The sequence below is a fragment of the Bacillus sp. H1a genome (assembly GCF_000633475.1).
Taxonomy (GTDB): Bacteria; Bacillota; Bacilli; order Bacillales; family Bacillaceae_G; genus Bacillus_A; species Bacillus_A paramycoides.
The window spans coordinates 101,658-118,718 of record NZ_AYMH01000047.1 but is presented as its reverse complement, the minus strand read 5'-3'; the positions used below and the strand labels follow the sequence as shown (position 1 = coordinate 118,718).

The following is a 17,061-nucleotide window of genomic DNA, read 5'->3' as shown; positions in this document are numbered from 1 at the left end:
AAGGAGGAGAAACTCTGTTGAAAGAGCACGTATATACATTAAACATTTCAGATGAGTATCCAAATAGTATTACTTTACCTTACGTTTTTTCAATTACACCGCCGATTACATCTCTTTCCTTTGGTGTACGCTATATCGCATGTGAGAATATTAAAATTCATTATTCATTTACTCGAGAAATCATTATCGGAAAACAAATTGCAGACCGACTTTTACTTCCACATTCGACGACAATCCATGCCCTCACACAAAATCAAACAATCATTTTTGGCCCATTAATCGGGATTTTTACAACTGGCTTTAACGATGACTCACCCACTCCTTTAGGAAATCGTTCAACTTCTCTCGGTGAGTTACTAACACCATCATTCACATTGCGACCATTTGTATTTGTCTTTGGCGTTCAACATATAAATTGGGAAGAAGAAACAATTGAAGGGTACTTCTTTCAAGAAGGAAAATGGGTAAAAAACAAAGTCCCTTTACCGAATGTCATTTACAACCGATTACCAAATCGCCAATCAGAAAATTACAAACCAATCGTGAGAGCAAAGAAACGATTAGAAAGCGACTATGCAATCCCATGGTTTAATCCAGGATTTTTCAACAAATGGGAAGTTCATCAACTCCTAATGAAAGAAAATTCGATTAAACCATTCTTGCCAAAAACAGAAGCTTTTCAACATTTTGAACAAGTAGAACGACTTCTTGGTACGTATAAGTATATTTATATGAAACCGATACATGGTAGCTTCGGGAGAAATATTCATCAAATACTCTATTCTCAAGCAGAGAATCGCTACTATTGTCGTTATCGTGAAAATGACCAAAACAAACTAAGAAAGTATCAATCATTAGAAGCACTTCTTAACCATGTGTTAAAAGGACATGATTTAAAAAAATTTATCGTACAGCAAGGCATCTCATTGCTCCGCTTCGAGGGGCAACCCGTCGATTTTCGCATCCATACAAATAAAAACCATCTTGGCAATTGGATAGTTAGTGCAATTGTCGCCAAAATCGCTGGCAAAGGTAGCTTAACAACTCATGTAAATAGCGGTGGTGATACAAAATTACTTCAGGAACTTTTTCCTGATTCAACAAAGCAAGTTCAAATTGAAAATAAATTGAAACAAACAGCCTTACAAATAAGTTATGCACTCGATAAACAAGTAACCGGGAACATTGGCGAAATCGGTTTTGATATCGGTTTAGACACGATGGAAAACCCATGGCTATTTGAAGCAAATTCTAAACCTGGGCGAACTGTATTCCAAGATGAAAGGTTAAAAGAACAAAGTGAACTTACACGCCAATTATTTTATGAATATGCCATCTATTTAACTGAACATTCTTTGCGCGACACGAAAGAAAAAATGTCTCAAATAAAATCAGAGCCTTCGTCAAACACCGAAAATCTCCCTTCCCCTATGATTAACTCACAAATACAAAAACTTCCACCTCAATCATAAGGTGGAAGTTTTCTATTTATCCCGCTATTTGTGGGCAGTAAGACTCCCATCTCCAAATTCGGAGAATGCGAGGAAATTAGGTGGGAGTCGGGCTGCCCGTAAACGCCCGATTGGTGAGGGCTGATAATCAGTGGGGGATGAACAAAACCCCCACTGATTAAAGTTTCACTTTATATGAGCTTCACTACAACTTCCGTTTCCACATTACATACTCCGCAATAAAACACATGATTGCAATACTCCTGTGAATTATTATTTGTTAAACCGTCTACCGCACTTAATAATTCCTGATCCATATATGCACTGTAAGTATCTATGTAATCTACAGTTTTCCCATAATCTTGGAGTACACCTTGGCAATTTTGACAAGAATATGTTTGTGATTCTAGTGCGTTGCAAAGCGGGCAAATTCCCATCGCTATTCCTCCATACGTTATCGTTTAAAAACCTGTAAAAAGCCTCTTTTTTTAGATTGAAGAGAGCATCTAGCCATGCATAGGAGCGGTCAGTTCCTTTTTCTACCTCATCCCGGGTTAAAACAGAACTATGAAGTTGTTGCCGATTTAATTTTTATTTTACTAAGCTGTAATTTATCTCACTTTAACAAATCATAAGTTGAGTAAGCCAAGCTGGTTATACAAAGAAAAAACACTCATATGATATCGCTCTTAGTTTAGCCTTCTTTCTTAAAAATACAACGATTACTCTTATTTCATAATTTACAAAATAGCGAAGATTTTTTACAAAATTTACAAATTATTATTTTGTATATCTTTCTAGGTAACATCCATACTATGAGTACAAACTTAATTACCGATGGATTAGCGCCAAACGGGGCGGCAATCTGGTTCAACTCCAGCTAGTCCAACCAAAAAACTTTTACACTCTAAGGAGGATATATTCCTATGGCAAACCAAAGTTCTTACAATCAATTAGTAGTACCAGGAGCAACAGCTGCAATCGATCAAATGAAGTACGAAATCGCTCAAGAATTTGGTGTACAATTAGGAGCAGATTCTACGGCTCGCGCTAACGGTTCTGTTGGTGGAGAAATTACAAAACGTTTAGTTGCAATGGCTGAACAAAGCCTTGGCGGATTCCAAAAATAAATATATATGGCAAAAAGGTCTCAGGGCATACGCCCTGAGACCTTTCTTATTTACTGCAACATTTGTAAAAACTTCTTCGTTCGTTCTTCTTTTGGATTTGTAAATACATCTTCTGGTGTACCTTGTTCGACAACGACACCGCCATCCATGAAAATAACACGGTTCGCAATTTGATGAGCAAAGCGCATTTCATGCGTTACAATGACCATCGTCATTCCTTCTTTAGCAAGTTCTTTCATTACCTTTAAAACTTCTTGAACTAGTTCCGGATCAAGCGCTGACGTTGGCTCATCAAATAGTAAAACTTCCGGCTCCATCGCAAGTGCACGAGCGATTCCGACGCGCTGTTGTTGTCCGCCTGATAATTGGAACGGATATAAATCTACTTTATCCGCAAGACCAACTTTTTCAAGGAAGTAGTTTGCTTTTTTCTTCGCTTCTTCTTTCCCCATCTTTTTCACTGTAACGAGCCCTTCCATTACATTTTGAAGTGCTGTTAAATGCGGGAATAGATTATGGTGCTGGAATACCATACCTGTTTGCGTACGAAGATTTACAATATCTTTCTTCGATACTTTTTTAGAGAAATCGAGCTCTTTATTACCGATGCGAATGCTACCAGCGTTCGGTGTTTCTAACACATTGAGGCAACGTAGAAATGTCGTTTTACCAGATCCAGATGGCCCGATAATAACAACAACTTCGCCCTTCTCAACTGATAAATCTATATGTTTTAGTACGGTATTATCTCCGAAACTTTTTTGTAAACGTTGAATTGAAATCATAAAAACAAAAACTCCTTTTATGAAAGGATTATTTTAGAGTGTAACGTTCAGAACGTTTTTCTAATATTTGTTGCACAATAGATAATAGGAAGCAAATTACCCAATAAATAAGACCTGCTTCGAAATAAACGATTAAAAACTCATAGTTCATTGCCGCAATTTCCTGCGCTTTTCGGAACATTTCTGTTACTAAAATTAACGATGCTAATGAAGTATCCTTCACTAAACTAATAAATGTATTCGAAAGCGGCGGAATGGATACACGCGTTGCTTGTGGTAAAATAACACGTTTTAACGCTTGCGGATATGTCATCCCAATTGTGTAAGCTGCTTCCCACTGCCCTTTCGGAATAGAAAGAATAGAAGCACGAATAATTTCAGATGCATATGCACCGACATTTAATGAAAATCCAACAACTGCTGCTGTATATGGCTCAACCTCAATATTAAGAGTTGGAAGACCATAGAAAATAATAAATAACTGTACAAGAAGTGGCGTTCCGCGAATGATAGATACATAGATACGAGCAATCCATTGTAAAATACGACTACCTGAAATACGCGCGAGCGCTGTTAACGTCGCAAGTATAATACCGATAATAAACGTAACAAGCGTTAATGGAATTGTCGTAAACACAGCTTCCTTCAGCATAGGCATGAAGGAAGACTGCATAATATCTACCCATGTAGACAATCGATCTGAGACCAATGCACTACTTAGATACATTTTCACCGAACCATTTTTTCGCTATTTTGTCGTACGTACCATCTTTTTTCATATCTTCTAACGCTTTATTTACTTCTTGTACAAGCTTGTCGCTACCTTTGCGGAATAGGAAACCACTTTGTGATGCTTCTTTTTCTGTATCTACAATTTTAATTTTTGCATCTTTCTTCGTTTCTAAGTAGTTTAATACTGATAACTTATCATTAATTGTGAAATCAACACGGCCAGTGTTTAATAATTCTGCCGCTTGGCTAAAGCCTTCTACACTAGTGATTTCCGCACCATTTTTCTTAGCAATATCTGCATAGTTACTTGTTAAAGATTGTGCTGCTTTTAATCCTTTTACATCAGTAAATGTAGCAGGTTTATCTTTATCCTTCGCAATAACTAATACCGCTGAAGATGAAACGTATGGTTCAGAGAAGTCATATTTCTTTTGACGATCTTCACGAATACCAACTTCGTTAGCAACCATGTCGAAACGTTTTGCGTCTAAACCAGCAAGTAAGCTGTCCCATTGTGTTTCTTTAAATACAGGCTTTACACCTAAACGTTTTGCAACTTCTTCTGATAGCTCAACGTCAAATCCAGTTAATTTATTGCTTGAATCGTGGAATGTGAACGGTGGATATGTACCTTCTGTTCCAATTACAAGTTCACCACTTTGTTTTATCTTTTGTAACGCATCTTGACTAGCTGTATCTTTTTTCTCTTCTTTGCCGCAGCCCGCTACAATCCCAATCGCTAATGTAGTTACTGCAAGCACTGAAAATAATTTTTTCATAACCGTGATCCTCCAAGTATTCTGATAGGAATTTAAAAACTATATTGATTGTATGCAATCTTGAACAATTTTTCAATGAAAATGTTCTTATTTAGTTTAACCTTTTTCTTCATAATCAAACAAAATGGAAAAATAACGCTACATACAAAAAATAAGTAACATTTTTTAATATAGCATTTATATAGAAAAAGGTAAAACAATACTTCTTATTATTTTTGCTTGTCATGATTTATCGAAGAATCGATATCCTTTTTCAAAACGTCGATATAATTTTAATCAAAAAAGAACTTGCGAAAATCGCAAGTTCTTCTAAATATTAAGCGCTCTGGTTTCCTTCCATTTGCGTTTTATACATATCGTAATAACGCCCGCGCTTTTTCATTAATTCATCATGAGATCCTTTTTCCAAAATCGTTCCTCTATCAAGCACAATAATTTGATCTGCACTTTTAATTGTTGAAAGACGGTGTGCGATAATAAACGTCGTTCTTCCTTTTTTCACAACTTCTAACGCTTGTTGAATCATCGCTTCTGTCTCTGTATCAATACTAGAAGTCGCTTCATCTAAAATTAAAATCGCTGGATCAAAAGCAAGTGCCCTAGCAAACGATATGAGCTGACGTTCTCCGGTTGAAAGTGTACTTCCCTTCTCCGTAATTTCTTCATCTAAATTGTTCGCAAATCTTTCAGCACCAACATCACGTAACGCCTTTACGATACGATCTTTTGAAATTTTTTCATTTTCTAAGCTGACATTGGATGCGACTGTTCCGCTAAATAAAAACGGATCTTGCAATACAATTCCCATATGTTCACGAGTTGCCTGTTTCGGCATTTCTGTTACATCGTGACCATCAATCGTAAGCTTTCCTTTTTGAAATTCATAAAATTGGAAGAGTACATTCATAATGGAACTTTTTCCTGATCCAGTATGACCAACAAGTGCCACTGTCTCCCCTTGTTTCGCTTCAAAAGAAATATTTTTTAACACTTCATCTTTCCCATTATAAGAAAACGAAACATTATCGAATTTCACATTTCCGTTTAAGCGAGGCATACGTTCTTCTTCTACTGCCTCTCCTTTTTCCTCTAACAATTCAAAAACACGCTCTGATGCAACACGTGATTGCTCTAAGTTAGCAAGCTGATTCACCATATTTGTAATCGGCGAGAATAATCTCGTTAAATAATCAACGAAAGCATACAGTACCCCGAGTGAAACAATACCCGTAGCACTTAATGAAGCACCACCAAAATACCAAATCACTCCTGTAAAAGCGATGTTTCTTAATACCGACACTAAGTTATGCGATGTTGCTGCATTTAAATTTAAAATTTTATTTTGATATTTAAAATAATCGCCATTTAACTCTTCAAATTCCTTCTTCGTTTCACGCTCTTGACGGAATGCTTGAATGATCGGCATCCCTTGAATCGATTCATTCACTGTTCCGTTAATATCCGATAAACGCGAACGCATTTTATGATTGTATACAGACGCATACTTTCTATACAATATCGCCCAAACAATTAAAATCGGGATAATTAATAAACAGAACATCGCGAGTTTTACATCGAGTAAAAATAGCGCAGCGAATATCCCAATAATATAAATAATACTAGAGACGAATGTCGCAAGTACCGTTACATATAAATCACGGATTGCCTCTGTATCATTCGTTACACGCGAAACAATTTTCCCTGCTGGTAAATGATCAAAATAACGAATCGGCAACGTTTGAATATGAGAAAAGACATCCTCCCTCATAATTTGAATAATTTTGTTTGCAGCTTTTTGTAAGAAGAACTGCTTTCCGTACGCAAATAATGATACGACTACTAATAAAGCGAAATATCCACCGCCAAGTAGTAATAGTCTGTTTATTTCTGGTTTATAAAACGCAAATACTTCTTCTTTCGTTAATGCTTTCGCTTTATACACCTGCACGGCCTTACCACTCTGAACGGTAATCACATCACCCTTAACGGACCGAGAACCTTCAAGCGTTATTTTATTCGGCACAAAATAGTACTGAAAACCAACTTGAATAACTCGAACTTCCTTCCCTTTTTTCTCGCCTTCCTCAAAGCGATCGCCTCGCTTATAAAAGGCGCCATTATACGAAACAGCATCCTCACTTTTTTCTGTTTCATACCAAGGCCTCTCTATGCCAACGATATGCTCATCAATCATCGTTTTTGCGACGAACGGACCTGCAAGCTCTGCAATGACGAAAACAAATAGCATCGCCATCGCTGCAAAAATAGGCCCTTTCACTTTCATCGCATATTGAAACAATCGTTTTGAAACGCTCATATTTTCACCCCACTATCCGCACTTTCACCTTGCTGCCGTTCGAACTGCTCAGCATACCAGCCCCCATTTCGAACGAGCGCCTCGTGCGAACCTTCTTCAATAACTTCACCGTTATCCATAACGAGAATCCAATCTGCGTGCTGTACCGCTGATAAACGATGCGTCGTTATAATCGTCGTCTTCCCGCTTCTTTCTGTTCGTATATTTTCAATAATTGCCGCTTCAGTACGAGCATCAACAGCTGATAAAGAATCGTCTAAAATTAAGATTTCCGGATTTTGAATAACAGCTCTCGCAATCGAAATCCTTTGCTTTTGCCCACCTGATAAAGAAACACCTTTCTCTCCAACAAGCGTTTCTAAACCTTCCGGTAAAAACTCTAAATCCTTTTTAAACGCAGCTATTTCAATCGCTTTTTCAAGTTCTTCTTCAGTCGCTTCTCTGTTTCCGAATAAAATATTTTCCTTCGCTGTTTTTGAGAATAAAATGTGTTCCTGAGGTACATATCCAATCCAGCCAAGTACGTTATCATTCGTAATTTTATCTAGCGTCACATCAGAAACTGCAATATCCCCTTCTCCAAGTGGATATTGACGAAGCAGCTGACGAACGAGCGTCGTTTTCCCGCTTCCTGTTTTCCCAACAACTCCAAGTGTCTCTCCTTGTTTTAATGAGAACGAAACATTTTTTAAATTTGTTTCATTTGATGAAGGATATGAAAAAGAAACATTATCAAACTGAATGTAATCCGGCTCTTGTACAACCTTTGGATTTTTTGGATTCTTTACATCCGGTTCATAAGCTAACGTTTCATTCACACGATCTAACGAAGCATTTCCTCTTTGCATAACATTAATCAATTCACCAATTGCAAACATCGGCCAAATCATCATACCTAAATAGACGTTAAAAGAAACGAGTTCCCCAAGTGTTACTTTTGATTGGAACACGAGATATGCACCGTACACTAGACCAATTAAATAACTAAGACCAACGAGCATTTTCACAGTTGGCTGGAATAGCGCATCGATTCTTGCTACTTTCATATTTTTCTCGTATACGTCATCTCCTAAATGATGAAACCTTTCTTGATCAGCATTTTCTTGTACATACGCACGAATAACGCGTACACCAGCAATTGATTCAAGCACTTTATCATTCATATCTCCGAACGCATCTTGTGCAACTGTAAATCGTTCATGCAATTTCTTTCCGTATATATTCATCGCATACGCCATAATCGGAAGCGGTATAAGCGCAGCAAATGTTAGCTGCCAACTAATTGAAAAGCCCATCATACAAACGATTGTAAGCATATATAGACTAGAATCAACGAGCGTTAATATACCAAAGCCAGCTGTCATCGCGATTGCTTTTAAATCATTCGTCGCTCGCGCCATTAAATCGCCAGTACGATTTTTTTGATAAAACGTCGGCGTCATCTTGAGTAAATGCCCCATAAATTTTGAACGCATCGTTTTCTCAAGTACGAACGCCCCACCAAATAGTTGATGCTGCCAAATAAAAGTGAGCACATACCCGCCTATCGTTACCCCAAGTAAAATAAAAATATATTGCATAATCGCCTCGTTCGTTAAGGCTCCTGTTTTAATATTATCAATTGTAATTCCTAACACTTTCGGAGGAATTACCTCTATTACGTTTACAATTAAAAGTACCCCAATTGCGATACTATACCTTTTCCAATGCTCTTTAAAAAACCATCCTAATTTTTGCAGTACTGAAAACAATATAACCTCTCCCTTCCCGTTCTCGTTTGACTCACATTTCTTTATCCGCTATCCAAACCCATCACATTTACATTTCGTTTGCCATACAATTTCATCACATTTTTCCACCTTCCAAATTCTGATTTTTATAGTAACCATACAAAGTATGGAAACAAGCAAATTAGACAAAAAAAAGCATACCGCCGCTTGACGATATGCAAGGGAATGCATAAAAGCGTACGTTACGATATACGCAACGTACGCTTCTCATAAGACAAAAAAGTCCTATATATCCGCACGGGTTGCGTAATGATATGAATGTTTTCCGCCATTTAACAGAGCTAAGCCCATTACATTTACGATTACAATCATTACGCACACCCCTTTCATTTATTTTCCATTTATAATCTTACAACTTTATTGAGTATTCTGTCAATTATTTTTTTATCTATAGAATAAAATAATCTTTTATCACCAAAAATGAAAGTGATACATTCTACTTATAATCCAGTTTGAAATAAGGGAATCTTCTGTAAGAAAGGGCATACAAAATAAAAAAATAATAAGAAATCGTTTTCACAAACATTTCATTTGAAAAATATTATCAAACCCCCTACAATCACCTTATACTCACTCTTACAAGTTGCTATTTTAGGAGGACTAATCATGACAACTAGCAATACGTACAAATTTTATTTAAACGGAGAATGGAGAGAAAGCTCTTCAGGTCAAACAATCGAAATTCCATCTCCATACTTACACGAAGTAATTGGTCAAGTACAAGCAATTACTCGCGGAGAAGTAGATGAAGCAATTGCATCTGCAAAAGAAGCTCAAAAATCATGGGCTGAAGCTTCTCTACAAGATCGCGCAAAATATTTATATAAATGGGCTGATGAGCTCGTAAATATGCAAGATGAAATTGCCGATATCATTATGAAAGAAGTCGGTAAAGGATATAAAGATGCGAAAAAAGAAGTTGTTCGTACAGCTGACTTAATTCGTTACACGGTTGACGAAGCACTTCATATGCACGGAGAAAGTATGATGGGTGATAGCTTCCCTGGTGGATCTAAATCTAAACTTGCGATTATCCAACGCGCACCACTTGGTGTTGTATTAGCAATCGCACCGTTTAACTACCCAGTAAACTTATCTGCTGCAAAACTTGCGCCAGCACTTATTATGGGTAACGCGGTTATCTTCAAACCAGCAACTCAAGGTGCAATTAGCGGTATTAAAATGGTTGAAGCACTTCATAAAGCTGGCCTTCCAAAAGGTCTTGTAAACGTAGCGACAGGACGCGGTTCTGTAATTGGTGACTACTTAGTAGAGCATGCTGGAATCAATATGGTATCGTTCACAGGTGGTACAAATACAGGTAAACATTTAGCGAAAAAAGCTGCGATGATTCCACTTGTATTAGAACTTGGTGGTAAAGACCCTGGTATCGTTCGTGAAGATGCTGATTTACAAGAAGCTGCAAAACATATCGTAAGCGGTGCATTCTCTTACTCAGGTCAACGTTGTACAGCTATTAAACGTGTACTTGTACACGAAAATGTAGCGGACGAGCTTGTTGGCTTATTAAAAGAGCAAGTAGCTGAATTATCAGTTGGATCTCCAGAACAAGACAGCACAATCGTTCCATTAATCGACGATAAATCTGCTGACTTCGTTCAAGGTTTAATTGACGACGCTGCTGAAAAAGGTGCAACAATCGTTATCGGTAACAAACGTGAGCGTAACTTAATTTACCCAACTTTAATCGACCACGTAACAGAAGAAATGAAAGTTGCTTGGGAAGAGCCATTCGGCCCAATCCTTCCAATCATCCGTGTTTCTTCTGACGAACAAGCGATTGAAATTGCTAACAGATCAGAGTTCGGCTTGCAAGCAAGTGTCTTCACGAAAGACATTAACAAAGCATTTGCAATTGCGAACAAAATCGATACTGGTTCTGTTCAAATTAACGGACGCACAGAGCGCGGTCCTGACCACTTCCCATTCATCGGTGTAAAAGGTTCAGGTATGGGCGCACAAGGTATTCGTAAGAGCCTTGAGTCTATGACTCGTCAAAAAGTAACTGTATTAAACTTAGTTTAATCTTATATTCAGCAGCTGATCTAATATTTAGGTCAGCTGCTTTTTAAATTTCCGAAACACTTGTGTATGATGAAGCGGCTTAAATCCTACAGAGTTGTATAACCTCTCAGCACTTTCATTTCCTTCTATATAACATAGTCTAATATCTTCGTACCCGCCTTCTAACAACTTGTTCATACCAAATTGTAAAGCTTCACGCCCATATCCATTTCCTTGATGACTTGGTGCAACCATTAAATTCTCTATTGTCCCTTCCCCTACCGTAACTGATGCGACCAACTGTTCATTTTTTAAAACCATATACACATTACTTTCATTGCTCAATTTGTATTTCTTTATACTATCTTCCGGAGCAAGATAAGGCTTCATATCATTCATTTCATGCAATTCGTAATAACATTCCTGTACCATTTTTACAAACTGGTTGAAAAATCTATCTTCATACTTAATAAACGTGATATCCGTTTCAGGAAAACTCCCTCCCTTATATATCAATTCCAGCGATCCCCACCATCTTTCAAACCCCATTTTCTTAGCAAAACCAATACAATTTTCTGATTCAATTTTCATATAAGTGCACACAAAATCCGGTTTCATTTCAGAAGTACACTCCTCTATTGCCTTATATAAGGCAGAACCAATACCTTTCAAACGAGAACCAGGTTCCACATACACACTTATTTGAACAATAGACTCTCCATTACTATTTGTATAAAAAGATGAATACGCGAATCCTTCAATCCCATTTTGGTTATATAAAAGAAAATGCGTAGAGTTCAATACGATATCATCTAAAGAGCCTATCTCTTCTTCTATCCCCATATTTTTTATTAAATTTAATATACTGATTCTGTCCTCACTTTCACTATAAACACGTATCATTTAAACAACCTCCATTCCCATTGACAGTAAATTCTCTATTAAAAATTCAATATATATTTATTCAATGAATCCATTTCAAACCCTCCAAGCCCTTAATAACAAACTCTTCTCCATAATCTGATTATTACTATATCCATTGACGTAGAAAAATTCATTTGTTACTCTTAAATACGTTAATTTAATATTTAAATCCTCATTCGTATCTCGGTGAGGTAGAGGTTGCAGTCATTAAGAGTATCATTTCAGGAAATGTAGTGGCATTGATGAATGAATGAGAAAGGAATGATTGCCGAAGTAAGTCGTGTCCACCATGCACGCTTGCTGGGTCTGCATTTAATAAGTGCAGAACTGTCACAAACGTTTCGTTTGTGGAGAGCTATCGAGAGGTATGTCGTGGGTTTCTTATAAGATAGAAAGCATGTAGCGGCAAGTTTACGTGCTTTTTTTGTTTTGTTTGGAACTTCTCTTCCTTACCTGGAAGACATACATATCTCCTCGCTTGACTTGGTTATACTAACTTTGGAGGTATTTTCTATGCAACAAAAAAAATGGGGCTTTTGGGTACTAACAGCTTTCGTTGTCGGTAACATGGTTGGCGCTGGTATTTTCATGGTGCCAAGTACGTTGGCACAAACAGCAAGCCCTCTTGGTGTCACTTTAGCTTGGTTAACAACAGGGTTTGGTGTTTTAATGCTAGCTCTTGTTTTCGGTAATTTAGCAATTCGTCGTCCTGATTTAACGACAGGACCACAAAGTCATGCATATGCTTTATTCTCATCACCAAAAAAGAAAAAAATGGCTGGTTTCAGCATGGTGTGGGGATACTGGGTTGCAAACTGGGCAAGTAACGTTGCCATCATTACGTCTTTTGCGGGATATTTATCACTCTTCTTCCCGATTATGAAAGATACACGACTATTATTTTCAATCGGTTCTTTTAACGTAGAAGTTGGAAAACTTATTACATTTACTATTTGTTCCATCTTACTATGGGGAACTCATATCATTTTAACAAACGGTGTAAGCGGAGCCGGAAAACTAAACTTCTTAGCAACAACAACGAAAGTAACTGGATTCCTTCTATTCATCGTCGTTACTTTATTTGCATTCGAAGCTTCAAAGTTTGGACAATGGTACACACCGATGATTGATAAAGAAGGCGTATCACACGGTCTTCTATCACAAGTAAACTTAGCTGCTCTAACAACGCTTTGGGCATTTATCGGAATTGAATCAGCAGTTCTTTTATCAAACCGTGCTGTTTCTCCAAAAACGGTAAAACGTGCAACGGTTGCAGGATTACTTATTACAGTTGCAATTTACTTAGGAATTACAATTTTAACAATGGGTGTACTTCATGTTGATAAATTACAAGCTTCTGAACGTCCATTAGCAGACGCATTAAACGCAGCGATGGGTCATGGCGGTGGGAAACTTATGGCATTACTTGCTCTTACTTCCCTATTCGGTTCAATATTAGGCTGGATTTTATTAAGCTCAGAAGTACCTTATCAAGCAGCAAAAGAAGGCTTCTTCCCTTCCTTCTTTACAAAAACAAATAAAAAAGGAAGCCCGATCTATTCACTACGATTAACAAACATTATGTCGCAAGTGTTCTTATTCTCAACATTATCAGGAACAATCGCGGAAGCTTATACATTCGTTATTACAGTATCAACTTTAGCCTATCTCATTCCATATCTCGTTTCACCAATCTTCCAGTTAAAACTAGTCGCAACTGGTGAAACATATAAAAATGAAATGCGGGCAAGAATTATGGATGGCATAGTCGCAGTTATCGCACTTTGCTATGCACTATGGGTTATTAAAACCGGCGCATCCGATATAAAAACATTCCTTCTCGGAATTGGTTTATTCATAATCGGCTTTGCCTTCTATCCATTAATGAATCGTGATCAGAAAAAAAATAACGAAAAGAAAAACGAGCAAATTGCATAACGCAATTTGCTCGTTTTTTGCTTAATAAAACATATATAATAGAACGAAGAGGTGAAAAACATGTCAATCGAATCGCTATGGAGCAGTCGCTTCCAACAACATATTCAAAATGCCATTACATACTTTGCACGTATGATTAACGGTTTACTATATAGCTTTATCTTTATTTCATGCGTTGGTGCATATTATTATGCTCAGTTTCTGAAAGCATCTCCTTCTAAAGGAATATCTTTAGTACTCATTACAATCGTACTTACAACGATTATAACGAGATGCCCAATCCGTACGTTTATTCAAAAACCTGATGCTGTCTATTTATTAGCACTAGAAGAGAAATTAACTTCTTATTTCAAAAAATCTCTTCTATATAATTACGTCATTCAGCTTTTCCCACTCGTATTTACGTTCCTTATTATCGTGCCGCTTGCCATGCAATCATTACAATTAACCGTACCTTTTTTATGTACAATCTTTATCGTTTTGATGATTTTAAAAGGCTGGAACATATACATACATTGGATATGGCGTGATAGTCATGCAAAAAACATATGGCTTATCATTCGTATTGCTTGTAACGTCCTAATCATTTACATGCTTTTTTATATTGCAAATATCATTGTGCTAGGCGGCTTACTATTACTTCTTGCTTTCCTACTTCTATATACGAAGAAACAGCCCCCAAAACGAATACCGTGGGAATACATAATCGAGCAAGAAGAGAAAATGGACATACACTTTTATCAATTCGCTAGCATCTTCACCGATGTTCCGCAGTTAAAAAAACAAGTAAACAAAAGAAAATGGCTTACAAATTGGATTGAACCCATATTACATAAAAAACAAGCAACGTTCTTCTATTCACATACACTAGCGTTTTTACGTGGTAATGATTATTTCGGTATATATATTCGCTTGAGCTTTATCGGCTCCTTCATCGTATATTTCGTACCGAATATATATGTCAAAGGCGCTATCACTTACTGCATCATATATATGACTGCTATGCAGCTTCGTTCCCTGTGGAAGTGTTTTTCGGTAAATATTATCGTAGCATTATATCCAATTAGCACCGATGAAAGAATGAATCAATTTCTCCGCTTAATTTTTATGTTAATAAGCATTCAATTAGTTGTATTTTCAGGTGTTGTACTCATTGCTACAAGACAATTATTACTTGGCTTTATCATTGTAGTAATAGGAATGCTATGGATCAAATTTATTATCATACCGAAAACAAAGAAGAGGATTTCTTCGTTTTAGTTCAAAAAGAGGCTGCACATAGCAGCCTCTTTTCTCGTCCCAAAATTTCTAATCACTTTTCGTAGGCATTTCTCATATAGTGAAAATGACTATACAATCCCTATCCATAAGTTAAATAATAATTTTACACATATAAAGTGAAACTTTAATCAGTGGGGGGTTTTGTTCATCCCCCACTGATTATTAGTTGAACCAATCGGGCTTTTACGGGCAGCTGATCTCCCACCTAACTCCTTTGCTTTACAGCCGAATTTTGAGGTGGGAGTCTTACTGCCCGTTAATGCGGGACAAATAAAAAAGATGGGAGCTCTACTATAAACAACAATCCACCTTCTCCTCCCAAAAACAACTCAGAAGAAAATAGCCGTGACATTACACTACAAACATTACGGGTCATCGGACTCATCGTCCTCATTAGTGGTTATATCCTCGTCGCTCTCTCTGAAGTAGGTGAACTGAAGAGTTTGTTAACTAACCCTAACGCTAATCCTGACTTAGCTGAAGTTGATCCGTTTTAGGGGCTATATAAAAAGCGAGTCCCAGTATAGCTGGTTCGCTTTTCATATAGTTTTATCCAATCTGCGAAACTTCTCTCTCATCCTCATACTTCTCTTTCCCAATTGCCCTCATAAATAATAAAATACTGCTCATACCAATGATAAAATACATCGCACTCATTCCCCAAGATGCAATAAATGAGCCTAGCATAACTCCTAATGCACCGTTCATTTTCGCTACTTGAAAGACCATTCCGTTAATCGCCATATATGAGCCTCTCGCCTCATTTGGCACCATATCTGCCATAATGGATTGACGAACCGGAACATACATCATCTCTCCTACTGTTTGGAATAGCCCCGCGATTAATAAAATCCATAAGCTATTGCTCGTTCCGAGTATTGTAAATCCAATTGTGTAAATGAATAAACCTACATACAAGATTTTCAAATCGTTGAAACGCTTTAACATCTTAATAATAAGCGCTGAACATAGCACAACTAAAATTGTATTCTCTGCAGATATCCAGCTCAGCATTCGAATACCTGTTAAATCAAAAGTAAAACCATTTCCGAATAAAAAATGAACCGTTTCAAATTCCTTCTGCAAACGCACCCCTAAATAATTATTAATTTGAAACTCTAAAGATAACGTACATATACTCGCTGCACAAAAGATTAAAAACGCTCGGTCTTTCATAACAACTTTATAACTTTCCGCCATATCTCTTAATACATTTTTCTTCTCTACTGTTTTGCGAGCTACATACACTTCTTCCATATATACAGCCATAACATATAAGGTGATTACAGCAACAGCTGTTAATACAATAAACAATTGTAAGCGATAGTTTTCAAATAGTAGCCCGCCAAATATCGCTCCAATTGCAATGGATAAGTTAATAGCCCAGTAGTTAATGCTATACATCACCTTTCGATTTTCAGGTGTACTCACATCTATTAACATCGCCTCGGTCGCTGGATTCATAAGTCCAGATCCTAAGCTATTTACTAACATAAATAAAAACGTTAACCACGGTGAGTCTACGTAATCCGAATTCGCAACTCCCATACAAGCAATTGAAACGGCCTGTATACTTTGACCTATAATCATTACTTTTTTACGCCCAAGCCGATCTCCAATATACCCGCCATATAAACCAATTATTAATGAAGCTAACACATTGATTAGTAGTAAAGCGCCAGCAATCGTACTGCCTAATTTTATTGAAAAATAAATCGCCATAAATGGAAAAATCATCGTTGATACAGTTCGTGTTAAAAATGATGTTATAATTCTAATTTTTATATTTCGATGCATACTCCAAAACCCCATCGTTTCTCCCTCCTTATGCTTATTCATTTTACTTTGAAAAAGAGGAAGAAAAAGGTTAGAATATTCTAAAGAGTTTCCCCTTTTATACAGAAGGACG

The 17,061-nt window shown here is 37.0% G+C and carries 14 protein-coding genes and 1 riboswitch; of the genes, 6 read left to right on the top strand and 8 right to left on the bottom strand.

Annotation, left to right across the window (positions count from 1 at the left end):
* Positions 1-17: 17 nt before the first annotated feature.
* Entirely contained in the window at positions 18-1,472 is a 1,455-nt protein-coding gene (locus tag U860_RS0122650) for a YheC/YheD family protein (RefSeq protein WP_025150289.1), read from the top strand.
* Positions 1,473-1,642: 170 nt separating this feature from the next.
* On the opposite strand, the gene U860_RS0122645 is transcribed toward U860_RS0122650, so the two are convergent.
* A complete protein-coding gene (locus tag U860_RS0122645) occupies positions 1,643-1,888 on the bottom strand; it encodes a hypothetical protein (RefSeq protein WP_025150288.1) in 246 nt (81 codons plus the stop codon).
* Positions 1,889-2,377: 489 nt separating this feature from the next.
* Here U860_RS0122645 and sasP point away from each other — a divergent pair, with 489 nt between their 5' ends.
* Positions 2,378-2,581, top strand: coding sequence for a small acid-soluble spore protein, SasP family (gene sasP, locus U860_RS0122640; RefSeq protein ID WP_000013349.1), 204 nt, complete (start codon positions 2,378-2,380; stop codon positions 2,579-2,581).
* Between the two features lie 50 nt (positions 2,582-2,631).
* On the opposite strand, the gene U860_RS0122635 is transcribed toward sasP, so the two are convergent.
* The 5 genes from U860_RS0122635 to U860_RS0122615 form a co-directional block, all read right to left on the bottom strand.
* Positions 2,632-3,366 (bottom strand): amino acid ABC transporter ATP-binding protein, encoded by a 735-nt coding sequence (locus tag U860_RS0122635; RefSeq protein ID WP_002170550.1) that lies wholly within the window; start codon positions 3,364-3,366, stop codon positions 2,632-2,634.
* Between the two features lie 28 nt (positions 3,367-3,394).
* Positions 3,395-4,093, bottom strand: coding sequence for an amino acid ABC transporter permease (locus U860_RS0122630; RefSeq protein ID WP_025150287.1), 699 nt, complete (start codon positions 4,091-4,093; stop codon positions 3,395-3,397).
* Positions 4,080-4,877 (bottom strand): amino acid ABC transporter substrate-binding protein, encoded by a 798-nt coding sequence (locus U860_RS0122625; RefSeq protein WP_025150286.1) that lies wholly within the window; start codon positions 4,875-4,877, stop codon positions 4,080-4,082. The genes U860_RS0122630 and U860_RS0122625 overlap by 14 nt, the downstream gene beginning before the upstream one ends.
* Positions 4,878-5,193: 316 nt before the next feature.
* Positions 5,194-7,194: an ABC transporter ATP-binding protein gene (locus U860_RS0122620; RefSeq protein ID WP_025150285.1), complete on the bottom strand. Its 2,001-nt coding sequence runs from the start codon at positions 7,192-7,194 to the stop codon at positions 5,194-5,196.
* Positions 7,191-8,945, bottom strand: a complete 1,755-nt coding sequence (locus U860_RS0122615) for an ABC transporter transmembrane domain-containing protein (RefSeq protein WP_025150284.1) — start codon at positions 8,943-8,945, stop codon at positions 7,191-7,193. Before U860_RS0122615 ends, U860_RS0122620 begins: the two co-directional genes overlap by 4 nt.
* 645 nt (positions 8,946-9,590) lie before the next feature.
* On the opposite strand from U860_RS0122615, the gene gapN reads away from it, so the two are divergent.
* Complete coding sequence (gene gapN / locus U860_RS0122605; RefSeq protein WP_025150283.1) at positions 9,591-11,030, top strand: NADP-dependent glyceraldehyde-3-phosphate dehydrogenase; 1,440 nt, start codon at positions 9,591-9,593, stop codon at positions 11,028-11,030.
* Between the two features lie 27 nt (positions 11,031-11,057).
* Here gapN and U860_RS0122600 read toward each other — a convergent pair whose 3' ends face one another.
* Complete coding sequence (locus tag U860_RS0122600; protein ID WP_025150282.1) at positions 11,058-11,912, bottom strand: GNAT family N-acetyltransferase; 855 nt, start codon at positions 11,910-11,912, stop codon at positions 11,058-11,060.
* Positions 11,913-12,117: 205 nt separating this feature from the next.
* Positions 12,118-12,299: riboswitch (Lysine riboswitch) on the top strand.
* Positions 12,300-12,446: 147 nt separating this feature from the next.
* On the opposite strand from U860_RS0122600, the gene U860_RS0122595 reads away from it, so the two are divergent.
* From U860_RS0122595 to U860_RS31860, 3 genes are all read left to right on the top strand, one after another.
* Positions 12,447-13,871, top strand: coding sequence for an amino acid permease (locus tag U860_RS0122595; protein ID WP_025150281.1), 1,425 nt, complete (start codon positions 12,447-12,449; stop codon positions 13,869-13,871).
* Positions 13,872-13,931: 60 nt separating this feature from the next.
* Positions 13,932-15,131 (top strand): ABC transporter permease, encoded by a 1,200-nt coding sequence (locus U860_RS0122590; protein ID WP_025150280.1) that lies wholly within the window; start codon positions 13,932-13,934, stop codon positions 15,129-15,131.
* 314 nt (positions 15,132-15,445) lie between these two features.
* On the top strand, positions 15,446-15,649 hold the full coding sequence (locus U860_RS31860) for a hypothetical protein (RefSeq protein WP_033795473.1): 204 nt from the start codon (positions 15,446-15,448) through the stop codon (positions 15,647-15,649).
* Positions 15,650-15,701: 52 nt separating this feature from the next.
* Here U860_RS31860 and U860_RS0122585 read toward each other — a convergent pair whose 3' ends face one another.
* Positions 15,702-16,964, bottom strand: a complete 1,263-nt coding sequence (locus tag U860_RS0122585; RefSeq protein ID WP_025150279.1) for an MFS transporter — start codon at positions 16,962-16,964, stop codon at positions 15,702-15,704.
* Positions 16,965-17,061: the final 97 nt, after the last annotated feature.